Genomic DNA, 21,109 nt, shown 5'->3' with positions numbered 1-21,109 from the left:
GCGGACCATCCGGACCGGGAGGGTATTCGGATACGGCTCGCGAGTGACGTCACCTTTGTGAGGCTATGTCCACAGTCGGCGGCCCGCGACCGGGCGAATGGCGCCGCCCGTGACCGCGCGGACGGCGCCCCCGCGACCGTGCGGTCACGGGCGGCGCCGCCCCGCGTGCGGTCAGATGGAGAAGCGCTCCTTGGCGAGCAGCGGACGCACCCGCGACCGGAAGCCACCCGTACGGAACGGCCTCTGCAGCAGACCCGGCCGCAGTGCCTGGGCCAGTGCGGCGGCGATCATCCCCTGGTCGAGGGCGAGCATGTAGTCGCTGACCCGCCCGGTGCTCACGTTGACGGAGTCCCGGAACCCGTATCCGGCGTGGTAGGCGCCGAAGTCGCGGTCGAGCGCGCGCAGGTTGGCGATCGCCTCGGCCGGCGCGTGGGGCAGGGCGAGGAACGAGGCGTGCGGGGTGACCACACCGTTCGTGAACGCCGACGGGGGCGGCAGCGGGGCGCCGTCCGTCGTGTACGTGCGGTCGGTGTTGGAGGCGTACCCGTCCACCTGCATGCCGAGCGCGTCGACGCCGTACTCCTGGTACCCGCCCTCGGGGATGTTGGCGGGGGAGAAGCCCCAGTACCCGTACCGGGCCTCCTCCATGCCGTGTTCGATCTGGCCCCGTACGTAACGCCGGTGCGTGAGGCCCCAGGAACGCGGCGACCACTCCGCCTCCGGCACGAACAGTGGCACCATCAGCGCCTCGAACATGGAACCGCCCCAGCTGGGAACGATCTTGCGGCCCCGGTGGGTGTAGTGCCCCTGCCAGACGCGTACGCCGTCCATGGCGACGTAGGCGCCCTGCGGGTGCTGTTCCTGCTCGTGCTCGGGGAGCATGGTGCGCAGCAGGTGCCAGTAGTGGTCGGCGGGCAGCGAGCCGTCCGCGATGCCGAGGTAACTGGCCATGCGCGGCTCGGTGTTGAGCGCGCCGTAGTGGTGGCCGGTGGGTTCCCCGGTGTCGGTCCAGAAGCCGCCGCGCAGCTGCCCGGGGCCGGCGACGGGGTCGGCCGGGTCGTACGGGGTGTAGTAGTACGACCAGTCCGCGGTGGCCAGGATGCGGCCGATGCGGGGGCGCAGGGCGGGCGCGGCATCGGCGGCGATCCGCAGACCGGTGACCAGCCAGGCGTTGTCGACGGACGACAGGAACGGGCGCACCGGGTCGTCGGTGCCGGGCCATTCGGTGATGACCGAACCGTCGTGCGCGTCGTACCAGTTGAGCCAGAAGCCGTGGTGGCGCTCCAGCTTCTCGACGGCCCGGACGGCGCGCTCCAGGCGGCGTTCCATCGTGGAGCCGTCGATGACGCCGAGCCCGGCCGCGGCGACGGTCGACCAGAGGCCGCAGCCGATGTTGGTCGGGGAGGTCTGGCGCGACTGGACGGGTGCGCCGGGGCCGCTGACGTCGATCTTGTCGACGGCGAGACCGAAGTCGGTCGTCATCGCTTCCATGGAGCGGTACGTGTCGCGGAACCAGCGCCGCAGCAGCGACGCGTTCGAGCCGTGCGCGAGCCGGGCGGCGCCGGTGGCACCGGTGGCACCGGTGGCACCGATGGTGTTCGCGGCGGGTACGGCGCTCGCGGAAGGTACGGACACCGCGCCGAGCGACAGGGCGGCTGCCCCCGTTCCCGCGGCGGTGAGAAACGTGCGACGGTCCATCGGAATCCTTCGAAGAAGAGCCACCGACTGTGGACGGTGGGCGGATTTCGTTCGTCGGTCGTGCTGAGGCGCGGGGCGCCGTGGTGCGTACGGCACCCGTGCGGGCGACGCGCGTCGGCGGGGCTGGACACGCGCGTCGCCCGCACGGGCGGGGTCGTACGGGAACCGGGCGGTCGTCAGGTGCCTCCGGGTTCCCGTACGGGCGGGAGCGTCGTCGGATCGCTCCCGGTCTCGGGCCGACAACGGCCGGTGGGCCGAGGTCGGCCGGGGCCGAGACGGGTCGGCGGGACCCGTGGTCAGTCGGCGAGGCGCGGCAGGGCGCGCGTGCGGCCCATCTCGCCCAGCCAGCGGGCGGACGGCTTGGGCAGCCGCTCGAAGGTCTCCGGGTCCCAGCCGATCAGGCCGAAGGTCGGCTTGTAGGAGCCCCACTCGTAGTTGTCGAGCGCGCTCCACGCCAGGTAGCCCTGGATGTTCAGGCCGTCCTCCAGGCCGCGGGCGACCTCGTTCAGCGCGCCGGCGTAGTAGTCGGTCCGGCGGCTGTCGTCGTCGGTCGCGATGCCGTTCTCGGTGACGATCAGCGGCATGTCCTTGCCGATGACCTCGGCGGTGTGGCGCAGCGCGTGCCCGACGGCGGACGGGTAGTACTCCCACTGGGTGAGGGTGCGCTCGGCGTCGTCCGGCGTCGGGATCGGGCCCTCGGGGCCGATCTTGGTCCGGGTGTAGGACTGCACGCCGATCCAGTCGTCGCCGCGGGCGGCCTCGATGAAGACGTCCTCGCGGGGGTGCCGGTAGGCCGCGGTGACCTCCTCGGCGCCGGGCAGGGCCTGGTAGACCTGGTTGGCGATGGTCCAGCCGACCTGGATGTCGGAGTTGATCGCCCGGACCTCCTTGACTGCCGCGTGGTGGGCGGCGATGACGGCCTCGGTGGTCTCGTCGTCGGGGGTCGGCAGGCCTGCGGGCGGGAAGCTGTTGTCGCCGCGCTTGGCCTGGCCCGCCATGACGGCGATCATGTTCGGTTCGTTGATGGTGCAGACGTGCGTGACGCCCTCGGCGATCACCGGTGCGCAGGCCGCGACGTAACGGGCGAAGAGTTCGACCGCGCCCTCGGCGGTCCAGCCGCCGCGCGCCTCGAACCACTGCGGCACCGTGAAGTGGTGCAGCGTGATCATGGGGCGCAGGCCGCGTTCGACGGCGCCCTCGACCATGCGGCGGTAGTGGGCGAGTTCGGCGCGGGAGAAGCGGCCCTCGGCGGGCTCGATGCGCGCCCACTCGATGGAGAACCGGTAGTCGGTGAAGCCCAGGGCGGCCAGCACGTCCATGTCCTCGCGCCAGCGGTGGTAGCTGTCGCAGGCGTCCAGGCTGGGCTCCTGGATGTGGGTGCCCGCGGCGTGTTCCTTGACCCACCAGTCGCAGTTGGTGTTGTTGCCCTCGATCTGGTGGGCGGCGGTGGAGGCGCCCCACAGGAAGCCTTCGGGGAACGGGACCTGGGTGTGAGTCATCGCGGAATGTCCTTCTGGTGCGTGAAAGGGGTGTGGCCGACGCGGGGTGTGGGGTGCGCGGCCTCGTACGTTTCGGTGGGGCGGTGGTCTCGGGCGGGCGGGCCGGTGCTGCGGCCCGGTCCGTTGAGCCGGTCCCATGAACCGGCGCATGGGATCGGCCGCCCGGGCAGGCCCGCCGGGGCGACCTCCCCGAGGCGGTCCTCGCAACGGTCCTCGAAGCGGCCCTCGGAGAGGCGGGCCGTTACTTCATGCCCGCCGTGGCGATGCCCTGGGTGAAGTGCCGCTGGAGCGCGATGAAGACGACCAGGACCGGCAGCACGATCAGGAACGAGCCGGCCATCAGCATGCCGTTGGAGCCGCCCGCCTTGTTGGGATCGGTGGCGAAGGTGGCCAGCGCGACCGGGAGGGTGTACTTGTCGGGGTCGTTGGTCGCGATGAGCGGCCAGACGAAGTTGTTCCAGGAGCCCAGGAACGTGAAGATCGAGAGCGTCGCCAGGGCGGGCTTCACCAGCGGCATGACGATCCGCCAGAAGATGTACCACTCTCCGGCGCCGTCCATCCGGGCCGCTTCCAGCAGCTCGTCCGGGATCGACTGCATGAACTGCCGCATCAGGAAGACCCCGAACGCCCCGGCGGCGAACGGCAGCACCAGACCGGCGTACGAGTCGATCAGCTGGAGCTTGCTCATCAGCACGAACAGCGGCAGCAGCATCAGGTTGCCGGGCACCATCAGCGCGCCGAGGACCAGCCCGAAGATCTTGTTGCGTCCGGCGAAGTTCAGCTTGGCCAGGGCGTACCCGAGCATCGAGCAGAACACCAGGTTCGAGACGGTGACCAGCACCGCCACGATCACCGAGTTCATGAAGTACAGCGGCAGATCGAGCTTGTCGAGCAGGTTCCGGAAGTTGTCCAGGGTCCACTCGGTCGGGAGCCATACCGGCGGGCTGGCCGTCAGGTCCTGCTGTGTCTTGAAGGCGGAGACCGCCATCCAGAGGAACGGCGCCGACATGACCAGCAGGCCGGCGGAGAGCAGGACGTAGACGAGGACGCGCCCGGGGCCTCCGGCCCGGTCCTTGCCGGCCGACCGCCGCGAGCCCCCGGACCTCGACGGCAGCGGCGCCCCGGACTTCTTCTCCGGCGCCGTCGGAACGGCGCCCGGTGCACTGGTGGCGCTCATTTCGTGTTGTCCTTCAGCAGTCGGAGCTGCAGCACCGTGATGCCCATGATCACTACGAAGAGGACATACGCCATGGCGCTCGCATAGCCCATGTGGAAGAAGTTGAAGCCCTCGCGGTACATGTTCAGCGAGACGGTGAGAGTGGAGTCCGAGGGGCCGCCCTGGGTCATCACGAACGGTTCCTCGAAGACGTTGAGGTAGCCGATGGTGGTGATCACCGTGGCGTAGAGCAGTGTGGGCCGCAGCAGGGGCACGGTGATGCCCTTGAACTCCTGCCACACACCGGCCCCGTCCAGCCGCGCGGCCTCCCGCACCTCGGTGGGGATGGCCTGGAGACCGGCGATGAAGAGCACCATGACCGTACCGAGGTTGCGCCAGACCGCCATGGCGATCATCGAGGGCATGGCGAGCGTCTCGGAGCCCAGGAAGTCGGGCGCGGTGAGACCCACCTCGGAGAAGAGGCCCGCGACGAGTCCGTCGGTCGGGTCGAGCACGAACCGCCAGACCACGGCGACCGCGACGATGGTGGTGACCACCGGGGCGTAGAAGCCGACGCGGAAGAAGGTCCGGGCCCGGTCGATGCCGTTGTTCAGCAGTACGGCGACGATCAGCCCCAGGAAGATGGTCAGGGGGACCCCGATCACCACGAAGTACGCCGTGTTGAACAGCGACTTGAGGAACTTGTCGTCGCCGAACAGCTTGACGTAGTTGTCGAAGCCGATGAACTCCGCGTCCAACGGGTGCGTGACGTTGCGCAGCCCGAAGTCCGTGAAGCTCATCGCCAGCGTCGCCAGGATCGGGAACGCCATGAAGACGAGGAACAGGATCAGGAAGGGCGTGGAGAACAGCCAGCCGGCCAGGTTCTGCACGCTCATCGACCGTTTCCTGCCGCCCCTGCGACCCGCGGGCCCGGTGGCCGGGGCCGCGGAGGTCCCCGGCCCGGCCTGCACCGTGGCCGACTCCGCGGCCTTTGAGGTCATGGTGCGCATGACTCCTACTTCACGAGACCTTGATTACTTCAGAAGACCTTCGATTTCGGACTGAGCCGTCTTCAGCGCGTCCTCGGCGGACGCCTTGCCCTGGGTGACCTTGCCGATGGCCTGGTCGACCTTGTCGGTGATCTCGGTCCAGTTGGACAGCGAGGGGGAGGCCTTCGCGGTGTCCATCTGCTTCTTGAAGACCTGGAGGGTGGCGTCGTCGGCGAGGTCGCCGGAGGTCCAGGCGGAGGTGTTGGCCGGCAGGTCCTTGGTGCGCTTGTACCAGTCGGCCTGGCCCTTGGTGTCGGTCAGGTACTTGATGAACTCCGTGGCGGCGGCCTTGTGCTCGCTGTCCTTGGAGATCACCAGGGACGAACCGCCGGCCATGGAGACGGAGGACTTGTCGGCGGGCACGTTCGCCACCGCCCACTTGCCCTTGATCTGCGGCTGGCTCTCGTTCAGCAGGGTGACGTGCCAGGGGCCTCCGAAGAACATCGGGACACGGCCGTTGCCGAAGTCCTTCACCACGTCGTAGCCGGGCTGGACGGACTTGTTGGACAGGCCCTTGTCGAAGTAGGAGCCGTACTCCTTGAGCGCCTTGACGGCCTCGGGGCTGTCGATGACGGCCTTGCCCTTGGCGTCGACGATCTCGCCGCCGGCGGAGTAGAGGAAGGAGTAGAAGTTCTGCACCGTGTCCAGGCCGCTCGGCTGGATGGACAGGCCCCACTTGGTCCCGGCCTTCTTCTGGTAGGCCGTGGCGAGGTCCTGCATCTCCTTCCAGTTGGTCGGAGCCTTGGTGACACCGGCCTTCTCGGCCAGGTCGGTGCGGTAGTAGAGGACGCGGGTGTCGACGTACCACGGCACGCCGTACGCCTGGCCGTCCACCTCGCCCTGCTTCCAGCCGGACGGGAAGAAGTCCTTCTCGTCGAACTTCTTGGTGTCCACCGGCTCCAGGACGCCGAGTTCGGCGAACTCGCCCATGTAACTGCCGCCCATCTGCGCCACGTCCGGCAGGGTGCCGGCGGCAGCGGCGGAGACCAGCTTCTGGTGGGCGACGTCCCAGCCGACCGGGGTGACCTTCACGGTCACGTTCGGGTTGGCCTTGGTGTACTCCTTGGCCACATCCGTGAGCTTCTCGCCCTCGGCGCCCATGGCCCAGACGGTGATCGTCTGCTTCTCGTCCGCCGCGACGCCGTCGCCACCGGAACTGCCGCACGCGGTGACACCGAAGGTGAGCGCGGCGGCGACGGCGATCCCGATCGAGACGGTTCTCGTGGTGCGGGGCATGGAGGGCTCCTCCTTGAGCAATCCGGATGTATGCGCTGCCTGTAAGCGCATACATCACTCTGCGGCAGGAATTCGGAATTCCGCAAGAGGGTGCTAGGTCACACTCGTGCAACGCGCCGGACACCTGGACGTTCGACTTGGCACGTTAGATGCACTGTTTGTGGAATTGGTAATGATGTGACCGATTGGCGGATGAATATGACGGGTTGCGTATAAGAGGTCACGGATTGTGCGGGGGTGCGGGATGGCGGCTTCGATACTGTCGCGACCATGACTTCGTTCGAACACGATTTCCCCTTCGATCCGTCCTACGGGCGCACGCTCGACGACCTGCTCCGCGTCCCCGCCCCCGCCACCGCCCCGGACGACTTCGACGCCTTCTGGCGGGCCCGATACGCGCAGGCGCGCGCGGTCGCCACGGAGCCGGAGCTGGGGCCGCTGGAGGAGGAACGCGACGGCGTACGGATCCACGGGGTGACGTTCACGTCGGTGGGCGGGGTGCGGCTCGGCGGCTGGGTCGCGCTGCCCGCCGAGGGGGCGTCGGCGGAGTACGGATTCGTCATCGGGCACGGATACGGCGGCCGCGAGGAGCCCGGCCCCGACGTGCCGCTGCCGCTGCCCCGGTCGGCGGCGATCCTGCCGTGCGTACGGGGTCTGCCCACGCGCGGTCTGCGGGAGGGCGTACCGGACACCTCCGCCCGGCACGTCCTGCACGGCATCGCCTCGCGCGACACCTACGTCATAGGCGACTGCGTGGCGGACCTGTGGTGCGCCGCGTCGGCGCTGAACGAACTGGTCCCGGAGACGGACCCCCGGGCGGGCGGCCCGCGGCTCGGCTACCTCGGCGAGAGCTTCGGCGGCGGGCTCGGCGCACTGGCCCTGCCGTGGGACGAGCGGTTCGGCGCCGGGCAGTTGACGGTGCCCACCTTCGGCAACCACCCGCTGCGGCTCACCCTGCCCTGCGCGGGGAGCGGGGAGGCGGTGCGCGGACACCACCGCACGCACCCGGAGGTCACCGAGGTGCTGCGGTACTTCGACGCCGCCACGGCCGCGACCCGGCTGGAGCTGCCGGTGCTGGTGGCAGCGGCGCTCTTCGACCCGTCGGTGCCGCCGCCGGGACAGTTCGCCGTGTACAACGCCCTGCCCGGTGAGCGCGAACTCCAGGTGCTGAGCGCGGGGCACTTCGAGCACCCGGGGCGGGCGGCGGAGACGGAGGAGCTGAACGCGGCCCGGCGGCGGTTCTTCGGGGCGCACCTGAAGGCGTGACGGCGGCGGGCGGGTCCGGTGAGGCTCCTCCGGCGACTCGCTCCGGCCGGCGCGGCCGGTGGGCGCGTTCCGGCGGTCCCGGCCGGGCCGGGAAGGCGGGGTCGGGCCGTGGGTGGGGTCGGCGGGTCGGTCCGGGGCGATTTCCCGCGGGCCGGTCCCGGCGGACAGCGTTCGTGGTCCCGGCGGACGCCGTTCGTGCGGGCGCGCGCCGCTCCGGGTGACGCGGCCCGCACGTCGTACTCGTGCGGGCGGGTGCGGGTGCCGGTACTGGTTCCGGTGCTCGTTCCGGTCAGGCGCAGCCGCAGCTTGCGCGGCGGACCACGGACACCGGCAGCATCAGCGACACCGGCTCCCGCCCGCTGTCGCCCAGTCGCTGCACCAGCAACTCGACCGCCTGCTCGCCGAGTTGGCGGATCGGCTGGCGCACGGTCGTCAGCGAAGGGCGGACGATCCGGCTCAGCGGAATCCCGTCGAACCCGGTCACCGCGACATCCTCCGGCACCCGCACCCCGCGCCGCTCCAGCGCTCGCAGCGCGCCCACCGCCATCTGGTCGTTGGCGAACAGCATGGCCTCGGGCCGTTCGCCCTCCCGGTCCAACAGCGCCTCGGCGGTCCGCGCGCCCTCCGCCTGCGTCATGATCTCTGCCCGCAGGTCCGGCGTGTCCGGCACCGGCAGCCCGGCGTCGCGGCACGCCTCCCGGAAGCCGTGGAACCTCGCCTCGGCGTCCGGTGACTCGACCTCGCCACCGACGAAGGCGAGCCTGCGCAGCCCGTGCTCCTCGATCAGGTGGCGGGCCAGTTCGCGCTCCCCGTCGGCGTTCGCGACGACGACGTGGTCGAGATGGTCGATCTCGCGCGGCCCGGCGAGCATCACCACCGGCAGCCGCCGCGAGATCACTTCGAGGTCCTCGGTCGGTACGGTCCGTGCCAGCACGGCGAACCCGTCGACCCGGCCCGCCACCTTCGCGACGCTCTCCGGCCCGCCCTCCAGCGACGCGGCGATCAGCAGCGCGTATCCGTGCCGGCGCGCCGCCCGCTCCATGCCGCGGATGATCTGGTCGGAGTAGAGCATCACCGCGTCGTCGGCGTCGCTGTCCGCCTCCGCGTCGGCCTCGGCGTCGGGGTCGGCCATGTCGGGGAAGCAGAGACCGAGCACGCCGGTGGTCCGGCTGGCCAGACCGCGGGCGTTCCCGCTGGGTACGTAACCGAGCTGGCGGGCCGCTTCGAGGACCCGCTCACGGGTCTGGGCGCGTACCGAATCGGGGGTGCGGTAGACCCGCGAGACCGTGGCAATGGAGACGCCCGACCGCTCGGCGACGTCATACACCGTTGGGGCGCTCACTCGATCGTCCGTCCGTCCGTTCCTCTCGCGCCCGCACGTCCCTGCCGCCGCACGTGCCGACCCTCGTTTGAAAGCGCATTCACCCTAGATCGCTGGTCACGCAAGGGGCAAGAGCATCCCAATAATTGACAGGCAGCCTTGCAAGGTGGCCTGTGCATCTTTACGTTGGCGTCATGCCGGAACCGACTGGGAACCCGCCCGCCGAACTGCCTGCCACATCGTCCCCGGAGCCGGAGCAGGTCGCGCTGCGACTGAGTGCCGCGCTCGGCCGGCTGCTGCGACGGTTGCGCACCACGTCGTCGGAGAGCCTGCTGACGCCGACGCAGAGATCGGTGCTCGCCCGGCTGGACCGGGAGGGGCCGACGACCACGGCCGCGCTGGCCCGTGCCGAGTACGTGCGTCCGCAGTCCATGCGGCTCACCGTCGGCGCGCTGGAGAGCCGGGGGCTCGTCGAGCGGGCGCCGGATCCGGCCGACGGCCGCAAGTCGGTCGTGTCGATCACGCGGACCGGACTGGAAGTGCTGACCGCGGTCCGGACCGCCAAGAACGACTGGCTCGCCGAGGCACTCGCCGCCGAACTCGACGACGAGGAGCGTCGCACGGTCGCCGAGGCCGCGGAGCTGCTCGACCGGCTGGCCGGGGCGTGAGCGGGGCCCGCCGAGGAGGACGCCCCGGAACGGTCCGCCGCGCCGCCGCGCCCGTCGTGGGCCGTACGGTCGCCGCCTGCCGCCCCTCGCGCGTCGACCTCCGGAAACGTCGACGCCCCGCGAACCGGCAAGACCGACAACCGGCAACACCGAGAACCGGTGAACCGGTGAACCGACAAAACCGCGAACCGCAGGAGCACCCCGCGCCATGACCGCCACCACCCTGGACCCGAACACCGCCCTGATCGTCGTCGACCTCCAGAAGGGCACCGTCACCCGGCCCACCGTCCACCCCGCCGCCGACGTCGTCGCCCGGTCCGCGACCCTGGCCGACGCCTTCCGGGCCAAGGGCCTCCCGGTCGTCCTGGTCCATGTCGTCGACGGGGCCCCGGGGCGCACCGAGGGGCCCGCGAGTTCCGGGGAGATGTCGGCCGACTGGGCGGACATCGTGCCCGAACTGGGGCCGCGCGAGGGCGACATCGTCGTCACCAAGCGCACCTGGGGTGCGTTCCACGGCACCGACCTCGACCTGAGGCTGCGTCGCCGGGGCGTCACCCAGGTCGTCCTGACCGGTGTGGCGACCAGCATCGGCGTCGAGTCCACGGCCCGCGCCGCCCACGAGCACGGCTACCACGTCACCGTGGCCACGGACGCGGTCACCGACCTGGACGCCGACGCCCACCGCAACAGCGTCGAGCGGATCTTCCCGCGCCTGGGCGAGACGGACACGACGGACGCGATCGTCGGACTGCTCGGCGGCTGACGGCCGCAGGCGCACGGAACGAGGGCCGTGGGAACCGCGGAACACGGGGGCGTGGAGCACGGGACGCGGAGCATGACATGTGAGCCCCGGGTGCGCGGGCGCGTGCGGCTCCTCGGTATTGCGCTGCGCGGGTGAGCTTCGGGGAGCCCCCGCCGTGTCTGCGCCGCCTCACGCGCGTGTGCGCTTTCAGTGGATGAGCGAACCAGTGTGATCAACTGCATATGCCATCCAAAACGCACAAATCCGGCCCGTCTCGGTGCGGGTGGGTCGGGCCGGACCCGGAGGTATCAGCCATGTCCCACGTCGGCGTCCCGTGGGGGACGGCCCGTAAGCGCCGTTCGCTCGCGCTCCTCACGACGGGCGTGCTGACGCTCCCCGTACTGGCCGGCTGCACCGCCGACGACAGCGGAGCGGCGACGGCCGCCGCCGCTCCCCAGGACATCGCGGTCGCGGGCCGGGGCTCGGTCGCCGCCGGGGGGACGGTCCACTGGGCGATCGACTCCGTGCCCGCCACCCTCAACGCGTTCCAGGCCGACGCCGACGGCTCCACCACCCGCATCACCGGCGCCGTGCTGCCGACCCTGTTCCCGCTGGACGCCCGGGGCAGGCCGCAGCTCAACCCGGACTACCTGGAGTCCGCGAAGGTGATCGAGCGCGAGCCCCGGCAGGTGGTGCGCTACAAGCTCGACCAGAAGGCGGTGTGGAGCAACGGCCGGAAGATCGGGGCGCCCGACTTCGTCGCCCAGTGGCAGGCGCTGAGCGGCAGGAACTCGGCGTACTGGACCGCGCGCAACGCCGGGTACGACCGCATCGCGAAGATCGAGCGGGGCGCCGACGACCTGGAGGTCCGGGTCACCTTCACCAAGCCGTACGCGGACTGGCGCTCGCTGTTCTCCCCGCTGTACCCGAAGGAAGTGACCGGCGCCCCGAACAGCTTCAACGACGGCGCGCGGACCGCCCTGGCGGTCACGGCCGGGCCGTTCCGGCTGAGCGGTGTGGACAAGAAGGCGGGCGAGGTCACCCTCGTCCGTGAGCCGCGCTGGTGGGGGAAGCCGGCCAAGCTCGAATCACTCGTCTTCCGCGCCGTCGCGCCGAAGGACCGTGTCCAGGCCCTGACGGAGCACAAGGTCGAGGTCGCCGACATCGACGCCGGCACGGCCAACCGGGTCGCCTCCGCGGCCCGCGGCAACGGTCCGAACGGACAGCCCCTCGCCCACGGGCCCGGGGCCGCGGACGATCCGGCCGCCGCGATGCGTTCCTGGGCCATGGCGCACGGCTCGAACGAGACGGAGGCGGCCGCCGCGCGAGCGGCCAGGGAGAAGGCCCGCGCCGCCGCGGAGGCGTACACGGCCGAGCAGGACGCGCTGCGCTCGTACGCGGTCCGCAAGTCGCTGGAGCCCGCGTACACCCAGCTCGCGCTCAACGGCGGGTCCGGGCCGCTCTCCGACGAGCGGGTGCGGCGCGCGGTCGCCCGGGCCCTGAACCGGCAGGAACTCGTCGACACCGTGCTCAAGCCGCTCGGCCTGCCCGCCGTGCCGCTCGGCAGCCATGTCGCCCTGGCGGGACAGCCCGGGTACCAGGACGGCAGCGGCGCGCTCGGCGGCGAGGACAAGGAAGAGGCGCGGGCCCTGCTGGCCGACGCGGGCTGGACCCGCGAGGGCGCGATCAAGAAGCCGGGCAGTGCGAAGGCGGGCAGCGAGGCCGAGAAGAAGAACGACAAGGACGACAAGGACGGCAAGAACGGCCAGAGCAGTAACCAGGGCAGCAACCGGAGCAGCAGCGAGGGCGCGAACGGCGACGACGGCGGGAACGGCGGCCGCGGCGACGGTCTGGACATCGTGGGGGACGACGGCAAACCCGGTGACGCGGACGGAACCACCACCGGCCTGCGGATCCTCGCTCCCGCCCCTGCCGCAGCGGCCCACCGCGCCGCCCTCCTGCGGCAGGCCGGGCACCTGGCCGGAACCGGCATCCCCGGGGACGCCACCGCCACGCTCGCCGCCCAGGACCAGCGGCCCGGCGGCGCGGCCGGAGCCTATGCCCCCGCCGGGACCGCCGCCCCGGCCCCGGAGACCGGACGCGGTCCGCTCGGCAAGGACGGCCAGCCGCTGAACCTGCGCTTCGTCCTGCCGTCCGGGCCCGGTTCGGAGCCGCTGCGCGCGGTCGGCGGCAAGATCTCGGCGATGCTCGACTCGATCGGCATCGGCACGTCGATCACCAGGGTCTCCGACGACAGCTACTTCCGGGACCACATCGCCGCCGGCGACTACGACCTGGCGCTCTACTCCTGGCCCGCCACCGCCTACCCGGCGACCGACAACCGTCCGATCTACGCCAAGCCGGTGCCCGCCGGTGACGGTTCGCTGGTGGTCGAGCAGAACTACACCCGCGTCGGCACGGATCACATCGACCAGCTGTTCGACAAGGCGGTCTCCGAGCTCGACGAGGGGGCGGCCCGGGACCTGATGAACCAGGCGGACGCCAGGATCTGGGCCGCCGCGGGCTCGATCCCCCTCTACCAGAGGCCGCAGCTCGTGGCTGCCGACAAGCGACTGGTGAACGTCGGGGCCTTCGGCTTCGGGACACCCCACTACCAGGACATCGGCTTCAAGCGCCCGCAGCCCGCAGGGCCCCCGGCGCAACGCAAGCAGTAGCCGCAAGCACCGACCACGGCCACACCGTGCCGGGGCGCGGGACGTACGAGGACCGGCCACGAGACATCCAAGGACCCGGCCGTGAGACGTACGAGGACAAGACGTACAAGCGATGAAGGAGCAGCAGGTCAGAGCGGCGCCGGAAGCTCAGAACCAGCTCAAGTCCCTTGCCCGCCCGGCTTCCCGGCGGGCAAGGTCGTGAGCACCCGCTGACCCGGGTGGCCGCTCACTCCCCCCACCTCCGGGCCTCGTCCCGGAGTCCAGCCGCTGCGGAGCCCCACCTCCCGAGCCGCTCAAGTCCCGTGTCAGACGTCCCACCGGGGACCGTGGCCGTGTCCTTCGGTGAAATCCGTCGGAAGACATGGCCACGGTGATGCGAACGAGCACCGCGCCGCGTCGCGGTGAGCGCGTACGCCGACGGGGACGACGGGAGCGGGCGGCCGAGACCGATCAGGGCCGCGGCGGGCGCGGATCCGCCGCGGCCCGGCGGGCGGGACCCCGGGCCCCGGGCCCGTCCGGAGCCCGCCGCGACCTCCTTTCCGGGGCGGTGGGAATTCGCCGGGGAAGCCGCTACGGCGTCGGCCCTTTACGATGGTGGGTAGCCGTGGCGCGTACGCCCGGCGGGCGTACGAGGACCCGAGAGCGACTGAGACGCCTGATCCCACGATCCGAGAGAAGCTCAAGCCACACATGCCCACGCGCCATGACATCCGTAACGTAGCCATCGTCGCCCACGTCGACCATGGCAAGACCACCATCGTCGACGGCATGCTCAAGCAGGCCGGTGCCTTCGGCGCGCACCAGCTCGACTCCGTGGACGACCGCGTCATGGACTCGAACGACCTGGAGCGTGAGAAGGGCATCACGATCCTCGCCAAGAACACGGCAGTGAAGTACCACCCCAAGGACGGCGGGGACCCGATCACGATCAACATCATCGACACCCCCGGCCACGCCGACTTCGGTGGCGAGGTCGAGCGCGGCCTGTCGATGGTCGACGGCGTGGTGCTGCTGGTGGACTCCTCCGAGGGCCCGCTCCCGCAGACGCGCTTCGTGCTGCGCAAGGCCCTCCAGGCCCGGCTCCCCGTCATCCTGTGCATCAACAAGACGGACCGTCCCGACTCCCGCATCGACGAGGTCGTGAACGAGGCGTACGACCTCTTCCTCGACCTGGACGCGGACGAGGACCAGATCGAGTTCCCGATCGTCTACGCCTGCGGCCGTGACGGCATCGCCTCGCTGACCAAGCCGGAGGACGGCACCGTCCCGGCCGACTCGACCAGCCTGGAGCCGTTCTTCTCGACGATCCTCCAGCACATCCCGGCCCCGCAGTACGACGACGAGGCCCCGCTGCAGGCCCACGTCACCAACCTGGACGCGGACAACTTCCTCGGCCGTATCGCGCTGCTCCGCGTCGAGCAGGGCGAGCTGCGCAAGGGTCAGACGGTCGCCTGGATCAAGCGCGACGGCTCGGTCCAGAACGTCCGCATCAGCGAGCTGATGATGACCGAGGCGCTCACCCGCAAGCCGGCCGAGGTGGCGGGCCCCGGTGACATCTGCGCCGTCGCCGGTATCCCCGACATCATGATCGGCGAGACCCTGGCCGACCCGGAGAACCCGATCGCGCTGCCGCTGATCACGGTCGACGAGCCGGCGATCTCCATGGTGATCGGTACGAACACCTCGCCGCTGGTCGGCCGCGGTGGCACCGGCAAGGGCGCGGACGCCAAGTCCGCCGTCAAGGACCGCAAGGTCACCGCACGCCAGGTGAAGGACCGCCTGGACCGCGAGCTGATCGGTAACGTCTCGCTCCGCGTCCTCGACACCGAGCGCCCGGACGCCTGGGAGGTCCAGGGCCGTGGTGAGCTCGCGCTCGCCATCCTGGTCGAGCAGATGCGTCGCGAGGGCTTCGAGCTCACCATCGGCAAGCCGCAGGTCGTCACCAAGGACGTCGACGGCAAGGTCCACGAGCCGGTCGAGCGCATGACGGTCGACGTGCCCGAAGAGCACATGGGCGCCGTCACCCAGCTCATGGGTGTCCGCAAGGGCCGCATGGACAACATGTCGAACCACGGCTCTGGCTGGGTCCGCATGGAGTTCGTCGTCCCGTCCCGCGGCCTGATCGGCTTCCGCACGGAGTTCCTGACCCAGACCCGCGGCACGGGCATCGCCCACTCGATCCACGAGGGCCACGAGCCCTGGTTCGGCCCGCTGCAGACCCGCAACAACGGCTCCCTGGTCGCCGACCGCGCCGGTGCGGTCACCGCCTTCGCGATGACCAACCTCCAGGAGCGCGGCGTGCTGTTCACCGAGCCCGGCACCGAGGTGTACGAGGGCATGATCGTCGGCGAGAACTCGCGCTCCGACGACATGGACGTGAACATCACCAAGGAGAAGAAGCTCACGAACATGCGGTCCTCGTCGGCCGACTCGTTCGAGGCGATCGTCCCGCCGCGCAAGCTCTCGCTGGAGCAGTCGCTGGAGTTCTGCCGCGACGACGAGTGCGTCGAGGTGACCCCGGAGGCCGTCCGCATCCGCAAGGTCAACCTGGACGCACGCGAGCGCGCCCGCACCGCCTCGCGCGCCAAGCGCTGACGCCCGGCCAGTACCTTCGGCCTCCGTCAGTCCCTTTTCGGCCCGGCCCCTCCGCACCGTGTGCGGAGGGGCCGGGCCCTTTTACGGTCTCTCCCTGGTGCTCGCACCCTCAGCCGTCGCTCTGCTGCCCTCGTCGGCATCATGTGTGCGATCGGGAACTCAGACTCAACGACACCCGCCTCATTGCGCGATCCGTCAGTTCGTTGCTGAAGCACATGGGACCTCTTTAAAAAGCTTGTGAACAGGGAGAGTTGAGTGACAGAATCACCTGTGTCGCACCGCTTGGTGTCGGCACGGGGTTGCGATGCGGATGGCAAGTGATTCGCATGCGCAAGCAGATGGGGGGCGCATGTCGTGCGGCCGTGCCGTCTGCGGAATGAAATGGGGGACGACCTTGAGGATGCGTTTCGCTTCGGCGACTGCCGCGATGGCGCTGGCCGCTTCGGCGCTGGTGATCGTGCCGGTGACCAGCGCGAGCGCGGCACCGCTGATCTGTGATCCCGGCACCCGCTCGGTCACCTGGGTCACTACGAGCCACAGCCGTGTACTCACGCACCAGGTCAAGGGATACGAGAAGGAGTATTCGTCCGGCAGCCGGACGGTCACCAAGACGCTCTCGCACGAGAAGACGCTCAGCTCGGGCTGGTCCATCGGCGGCGGTTCGACCGCAGGTCTGTCGGTGGGCAAGGTGCTGGCGAGTCTCGACGCGAACGTCGAGGGGTCCTACAACCACTCGAAGGGCAAGACGACCACCAAGAGCGTCAGCATCACGGACACGCTCACCAAGAAGGGCCGCTACTGGTTCTACGTGGGTCGGCTCAAGGCGTCCGGGTACTGGCAGGCGTACCGCTGCGACCGGGGCACGAAGTGGGTCAAGCAGGCCCACGGGCAGGCGAAGAGCTATGGCGCCATGGTCGATGGCGCGACCCGCTGCGGTGAGAAGGTCAGCAAGAAGAGCATCGCCGCCGTGGTGCACAAGAAGTACTGCTGACCCGTCGGAAGCGCGGCTGAACCCGCCGGAAGTTCCGTCCGCCGCGGCGACGTGGCGGACCGGACTTCCGGCGCCTCGCCGTTGGCGTCCGCGCGGCCCGCGGGGTGTCGACGCGGACACCGCGGCCGGGGCGGGGTGAGAGGAAGCGCAATCCTTTGCGGACGTTCAACCCGTTTTCTTCGATTGGATGTCCGGTTATCGGGCGTCGCTCTCCGGAACATGTATTAACGGTCCGTTTCGGGGGTGTCTGTCTAGGATCGCTTTGTCCGTATTTCGGGTCTACGCGTGCGGTTGATGTTGCCAAAACGAGACCCTTTAGGTGTGGTTTACGGCCCAGCCGTCCTTAATAGTTGGCTCGATGAGCTCGGGTCAATGGGTCACGCACTGTGGGGAGTGCCGACTCACGAGCACACTCGGGGCACTGAACGATCGCCGTCAGGGGTGTCGGTGTATCACTCCAGTGCCCTTCTTGTAGTCAAAAGTGGACTCATGAGGAGGAAACCCATGCGTGGTGCCAAGAGCGCCAAGTGGGTCGCGGGAGCGGCAATCATCGCCCTGGCCGCGACCGCCTGTGGCGGCGGGGACGGCGACAAGAAGGAGAGCGCCGGTAAGGGGGGCAATGGCGGCACGTTCCGGCTCGGCATCACCGAGCCCGTTTCCATCGACCCGGTGAACGCCCAGGAGTCCGAGGGCATGCTCGTCACCCGGGCCATCTTCACCCAGCTGTACGACGTGGCCACGGACGGCAAGCTCATCCCGAAGCTCGCCGAGTCCGGCACGTCCGAGGACGGCAAGACCTGGACGTTCAAGATCAAGGCCGGCACGAAGTTCACCAACGGTGAGACCGTCGACGCCGAGTCGTTCATCCGCGGCTGGACCCGTGTCGCCTCGAAGGCGTCGGCCTCCGACGTCTCGTACCACATGGCTGGCATCAAGGGCTACGAGGACCTCAAGGGCGGCAAGACCGACAAGTTCGCCGGTCTGTCCGCTCCGGACGCCAACACCCTCAAGGTCGAACTGGCCGAGGTCGACTTCGAGTTCGACAAGAAGACCGCCCACGCGGCCTTCAGCCCGGTCCCGAAGGTCGCCGGTGCCGGTGACAACAAGAAGTACAACGACGCCCCGATCGGCAACGGCCCCTTCAAGATGGAGGGCAGCTGGGAGCACAACAAGTCGATCACGCTCGCCCGCAACGACGACTACGGCCTGAACAAGGCCAAGCTGGACAAGGTCGAGCTCAAGATCCTGAACCCGGCCAACAGCTCCCAGCTCGAGTACACGGGCTTCCAGTCGGGTCAGTTCGACTTCGCGCGTATGCCCACGCCGCAGCTCTCGGTTGCCAAGGCCAAGTACGAGCCGCAGGGCCAGTGGTACTCGGCCGAGTTCTCCGGCATCAACTACCTGGTCGTGTTCAACGAGAACAAGCCGCTGAACAACGCCGACGCGCGCAAGGCGATCTCGTACGCGATCGACCGCGAGGCCATCGCCAAGTCCGTCTTCCAGGGCATGCAGAAGCCGGCCACCGCGTTCCTGCCGCCGTCCTTCGCCGACACCTACCAGGCCGGCGTCTGCACCTCCTGCGTCAAGCAGGACAAGGCCAAGGCCAAGGAGCTCGCCGAGAAGGGCGGCCTGAAGTCGGGCACGACCATCCACTTCGGCTACAACACCGGTGCCGGCCACGAGGAGTGGGTCCAGGCCATCGCGGCGCAGCTGAAGGATGTCCTCGGCCTCAACGTCAAGCTGGACGGCAAGCCGTTCAAGGAGGCCCTGGCCGCGCAGCAGGAGAAGAAGGCCGACGGTCTGTGGCGTTCGGCGTGGACCGCCGACTACCCGACCGCGGACAACTTCCTCGCCCCGCTGCTGAGCACCGCCGGTATCGGTGAGGACCCGTCGACCGGCAAGGCGCAGGGCGACAACCGTGGCCGCTACTCGAACCCCGCGTTCGACAAGCTGCTCGACCAGGCCCGTTCCGAGAAGGACGCCGCCAAGCGCGCCGACCTGTACAAGCAGGCCGAGAAGATCGCGCTCGACGAGGACCAGGGTGTCATCCCGCTCTGGCAGCGTTCGCAGTACCGTCTGGTGAACACCAAGAAGTTCGGCAACTTCAAGATGAACTTCTTCGAGGACCCGGACCTCGCGGAGATCACGCTCAAGTAAGAGCCTTCTTCAACAGGTAGGCGAAGGCCGTGGAGTCGGAGTAACTTCTTCGGCTTCCACGGCCTTCGCCCAGTACCGGGCGCACCCCTCTGACGGCGCCCGGCGGCGGCCGCTCTCCCGATCGGATGATGCCGCCCATCCCCACACTCAGTATGTGAAGGAGGCATCGTGGGCAGATATGTGATCCGTCGGCTCGGGCAGATGATCGTCGTCCTCTTCGGTGCGACCATTGTTCTCTTCTGCTGTCTGTTCATCCTGCCCGGCGACCCCGTGGGTTCGCTCGGCGGCGACAAGGCCCGTGATCCGGCCGTCGTGGCCGAGCTCCGGGAGCGTTATGGACTCAACGACCCATTGCCGGTCCAGTACGGGCACTTCGTCCAGAACCTGGCCAAGGGCGACCTCGGTGAGGACTTCACCCAGCGCCGCCCGGTGACCGAGATCCTGAAGCCGAAGCTCGCGAACACCGCCGAGCTGGCCGTCGCGGCCATCGTCATCGACATCGCGATCGGCGTCTTCGCGGGTCTGATCGCCGCATTGTTCAGATATTCATTCTGGGACGTGTTGATCACACTGCTGACCACGTTGGCCGTCGGATTCCCATCCTTCATCATCGGCATGGTCCTGCAGAAGTTCTTCGTGGTGGACCTCCAGTGGTTCCCGCTGATCTCCGACGGCTCCTTCAATTCCCTGGTCCTGCCTGCCTTCACGCTCGCGATCCTCGACGCGGCACTGGTGGCGAGACTCATGCGCGGCACCATGCTGGAGGTGCTGCGGGCCGACTACGTCAAGACGGCCGTCGCCAAGGGCCTGCCCCGGCGCACGGTTCTCGTCAAGCACGTGATGCGCAACTCGATCATCCCGGTCGTCACCTACCTGGGCATCTCCTTCGGCAGCCTGCTCGGTGGTGCGCTCATCACCGAGGCGATCTTCAACTGGGACGGTATCGGGCTCGCCCTGGTGCAGGCGGTCCAGCAGCAGAACAACCCGATCATCATCGGCGTGGTGACCTTCGGCGTCGCCGTGTTCGTCCTGCTCAACCTGATCGTCGACCTCTTGTACGCGGTCCTCGACCCGCGCATCCGTCTCGCCTGATCCCAGGCAGCCCGTTCTAGGAGTCACACCCATGACTGAGCTCACCAAGAGCACAGCGGAGGCGGGGACCGCTCAGAAGGCGGCCGCTCCGGCCGAGGCCGAGCCGGCGATCGCCCGCGTCACCCAGTGGGGCGAGATCCGCCACCGCTTCATGGCCAACAAGCTGGCCGTGGTCGGCCTGGTGCTGGTCGTCCTGCTGTTCCTGACCGCCGCGCTGGCGCCGCTGCTGGCGCCGTACGACCCGCTGGCGCAGAACCTCAACAACACCCTCCAGGCGCCGGGCGGCGACCACATCCTCGGTACCGACGCGCTCGGTCGCGACCAGCTGTCGCGCATCATCTACGGCGCCCGCATCGCCGTCATCATCGGTCTGGCCTCGATCTTCCTGGCCTGCCTCATCGGCATCGTCATCGGTTCCCTCGCCGGCTACTTCGGCAAGGCCACCGACTCGGTGCTCATGCGCATCGCGGACGTCTTCTTCGCCTTCCCGCTGCTGATCGGTGCCATCGTCATCATCATCGCGATGGGCCGCGGCGTCGCCCCGGTGATCATCTCGCTGGCGGTCTTCTCCTGGCCGACCGTCTCCCGACTGCTGCGCAGCTCGATCCTGTCGGTCCGTGAGGCGGACTACGTGCTCGCCGCCCGCGCGCTGGGCGCCAGCACCTCGCGGATCATCATCCGGCACATCATCCCCAACTCGATCGCCGCCGTGATGGCGTACGCCGCCTTCAGCGTCGGCAGCGCGATCGTGGCCGAGGCCGCACTGTCCTTCCTGGGCGTCGGCGTCAGCCCCGAGGTCGCCGAGTGGGGCAACATGCTGTCGGCCGCCAAGGACTTCCTCGGTGTGAAGGACTACCTCTGGGTGTATCCCTCCATCGCGATCGTCCTGACCGTCCTTGGTTTCGTTTTCGTCGGTGACGGGCTGCGCGACGCCCTTGACCCGAAGCTGCGCTGAGAGGGCGGC

The 21,109-nt window shown here is 69.5% G+C and carries 15 protein-coding genes; 9 read left to right on the top strand and 6 right to left on the bottom strand.

Annotation, left to right across the window (positions count from 1 at the left end; all coding sequences use genetic code 11):
• Positions 1-171: 171 nt before the first annotated feature.
• From AB0E67_RS03155 to AB0E67_RS03135, 5 genes are all read right to left on the bottom strand, one after another.
• Positions 172-1,698, bottom strand: coding sequence for a glucoamylase family protein (locus tag AB0E67_RS03155; protein WP_362020173.1), 1,527 nt, complete (start codon positions 1,696-1,698; stop codon positions 172-174).
• A gap of 296 nt (positions 1,699-1,994) precedes the next feature.
• The gene (locus tag AB0E67_RS03150; RefSeq protein ID WP_362020170.1) at positions 1,995-3,197 is read right to left on the bottom strand and encodes a family 1 glycosylhydrolase; all 1,203 of its coding nucleotides are present in this window, start codon (positions 3,195-3,197) and stop codon (positions 1,995-1,997) included.
• 241 nt (positions 3,198-3,438) lie between these two features.
• Complete coding sequence (locus tag AB0E67_RS03145; RefSeq protein WP_362020167.1) at positions 3,439-4,374, bottom strand: carbohydrate ABC transporter permease; 936 nt, start codon at positions 4,372-4,374, stop codon at positions 3,439-3,441.
• Entirely contained in the window at positions 4,371-5,363 is a 993-nt protein-coding gene (locus AB0E67_RS03140; RefSeq protein WP_362020164.1) for a sugar ABC transporter permease, read from the bottom strand. The genes AB0E67_RS03145 and AB0E67_RS03140 overlap by 4 nt, the downstream gene beginning before the upstream one ends.
• A gap of 24 nt (positions 5,364-5,387) precedes the next feature.
• Positions 5,388-6,638, bottom strand: a complete 1,251-nt coding sequence (locus tag AB0E67_RS03135) for a sugar ABC transporter substrate-binding protein (protein WP_362020161.1) — start codon at positions 6,636-6,638, stop codon at positions 5,388-5,390.
• 270 nt (positions 6,639-6,908) lie between these two features.
• Between AB0E67_RS03135 and AB0E67_RS03130 the strand changes: the two genes are divergently transcribed.
• Positions 6,909-7,904 (top strand): acetylxylan esterase, encoded by a 996-nt coding sequence (locus tag AB0E67_RS03130; protein WP_362020158.1) that lies wholly within the window; start codon positions 6,909-6,911, stop codon positions 7,902-7,904.
• Positions 7,905-8,193: 289 nt separating this feature from the next.
• On the opposite strand, the gene AB0E67_RS03125 is transcribed toward AB0E67_RS03130, so the two are convergent.
• A complete protein-coding gene (locus AB0E67_RS03125) occupies positions 8,194-9,246 on the bottom strand; it encodes a LacI family DNA-binding transcriptional regulator (RefSeq protein WP_362020155.1) in 1,053 nt (350 codons plus the stop codon).
• A gap of 173 nt (positions 9,247-9,419) precedes the next feature.
• Here AB0E67_RS03125 and AB0E67_RS03120 point away from each other — a divergent pair, with 173 nt between their 5' ends.
• The 8 genes from AB0E67_RS03120 (at position 9,420) to AB0E67_RS03085 (ending at position 21,100) form a co-directional block, all read left to right on the top strand.
• Entirely contained in the window at positions 9,420-9,893 is a 474-nt protein-coding gene (locus AB0E67_RS03120; RefSeq protein ID WP_362020153.1) for a MarR family transcriptional regulator, read from the top strand.
• A 208-nt stretch (positions 9,894-10,101) separates the two neighbouring features.
• On the top strand, positions 10,102-10,656 hold the full coding sequence (locus tag AB0E67_RS03115; RefSeq protein ID WP_362020151.1) for an isochorismatase family protein: 555 nt from the start codon (positions 10,102-10,104) through the stop codon (positions 10,654-10,656).
• A gap of 293 nt (positions 10,657-10,949) precedes the next feature.
• Positions 10,950-13,310 carry an ABC transporter family substrate-binding protein gene (locus AB0E67_RS03110; RefSeq protein WP_362020149.1) on the top strand — a complete coding sequence of 787 codons (2,361 nt, stop codon included), beginning with the start codon at positions 10,950-10,952 and terminating at the stop codon, positions 13,308-13,310.
• A gap of 690 nt (positions 13,311-14,000) precedes the next feature.
• Entirely contained in the window at positions 14,001-15,905 is a 1,905-nt protein-coding gene (typA, locus tag AB0E67_RS03105; protein ID WP_362020147.1) for a translational GTPase TypA, read from the top strand.
• A gap of 400 nt (positions 15,906-16,305) precedes the next feature.
• Complete coding sequence (locus AB0E67_RS03100) at positions 16,306-16,896, top strand: hypothetical protein (RefSeq protein ID WP_362020145.1); 591 nt, start codon at positions 16,306-16,308, stop codon at positions 16,894-16,896.
• A 504-nt stretch (positions 16,897-17,400) separates the two neighbouring features.
• Positions 17,401-19,053, top strand: a complete 1,653-nt coding sequence (locus AB0E67_RS03095) for a peptide ABC transporter substrate-binding protein (protein WP_362020143.1) — start codon at positions 17,401-17,403, stop codon at positions 19,051-19,053.
• Positions 19,054-19,221: 168 nt separating this feature from the next.
• Positions 19,222-20,145 carry an ABC transporter permease gene (locus tag AB0E67_RS03090; protein ID WP_073781769.1) on the top strand — a complete coding sequence of 308 codons (924 nt, stop codon included), beginning with the start codon at positions 19,222-19,224 and terminating at the stop codon, positions 20,143-20,145.
• A gap of 31 nt (positions 20,146-20,176) precedes the next feature.
• A complete protein-coding gene (locus AB0E67_RS03085) occupies positions 20,177-21,100 on the top strand; it encodes an ABC transporter permease (protein WP_362020141.1) in 924 nt (307 codons plus the stop codon).
• Positions 21,101-21,109: the final 9 nt, after the last annotated feature.

This window comes from Streptomyces sp. NPDC032161 (assembly GCF_040636995.1).
In the GTDB taxonomy this organism is placed as follows: domain Bacteria; phylum Actinomycetota; class Actinomycetes; order Streptomycetales; family Streptomycetaceae; genus Streptomyces.
The sequence above is the reverse complement of the archived record's forward strand: the minus strand, read 5'-3'. Positions and strand labels throughout refer to the sequence as shown.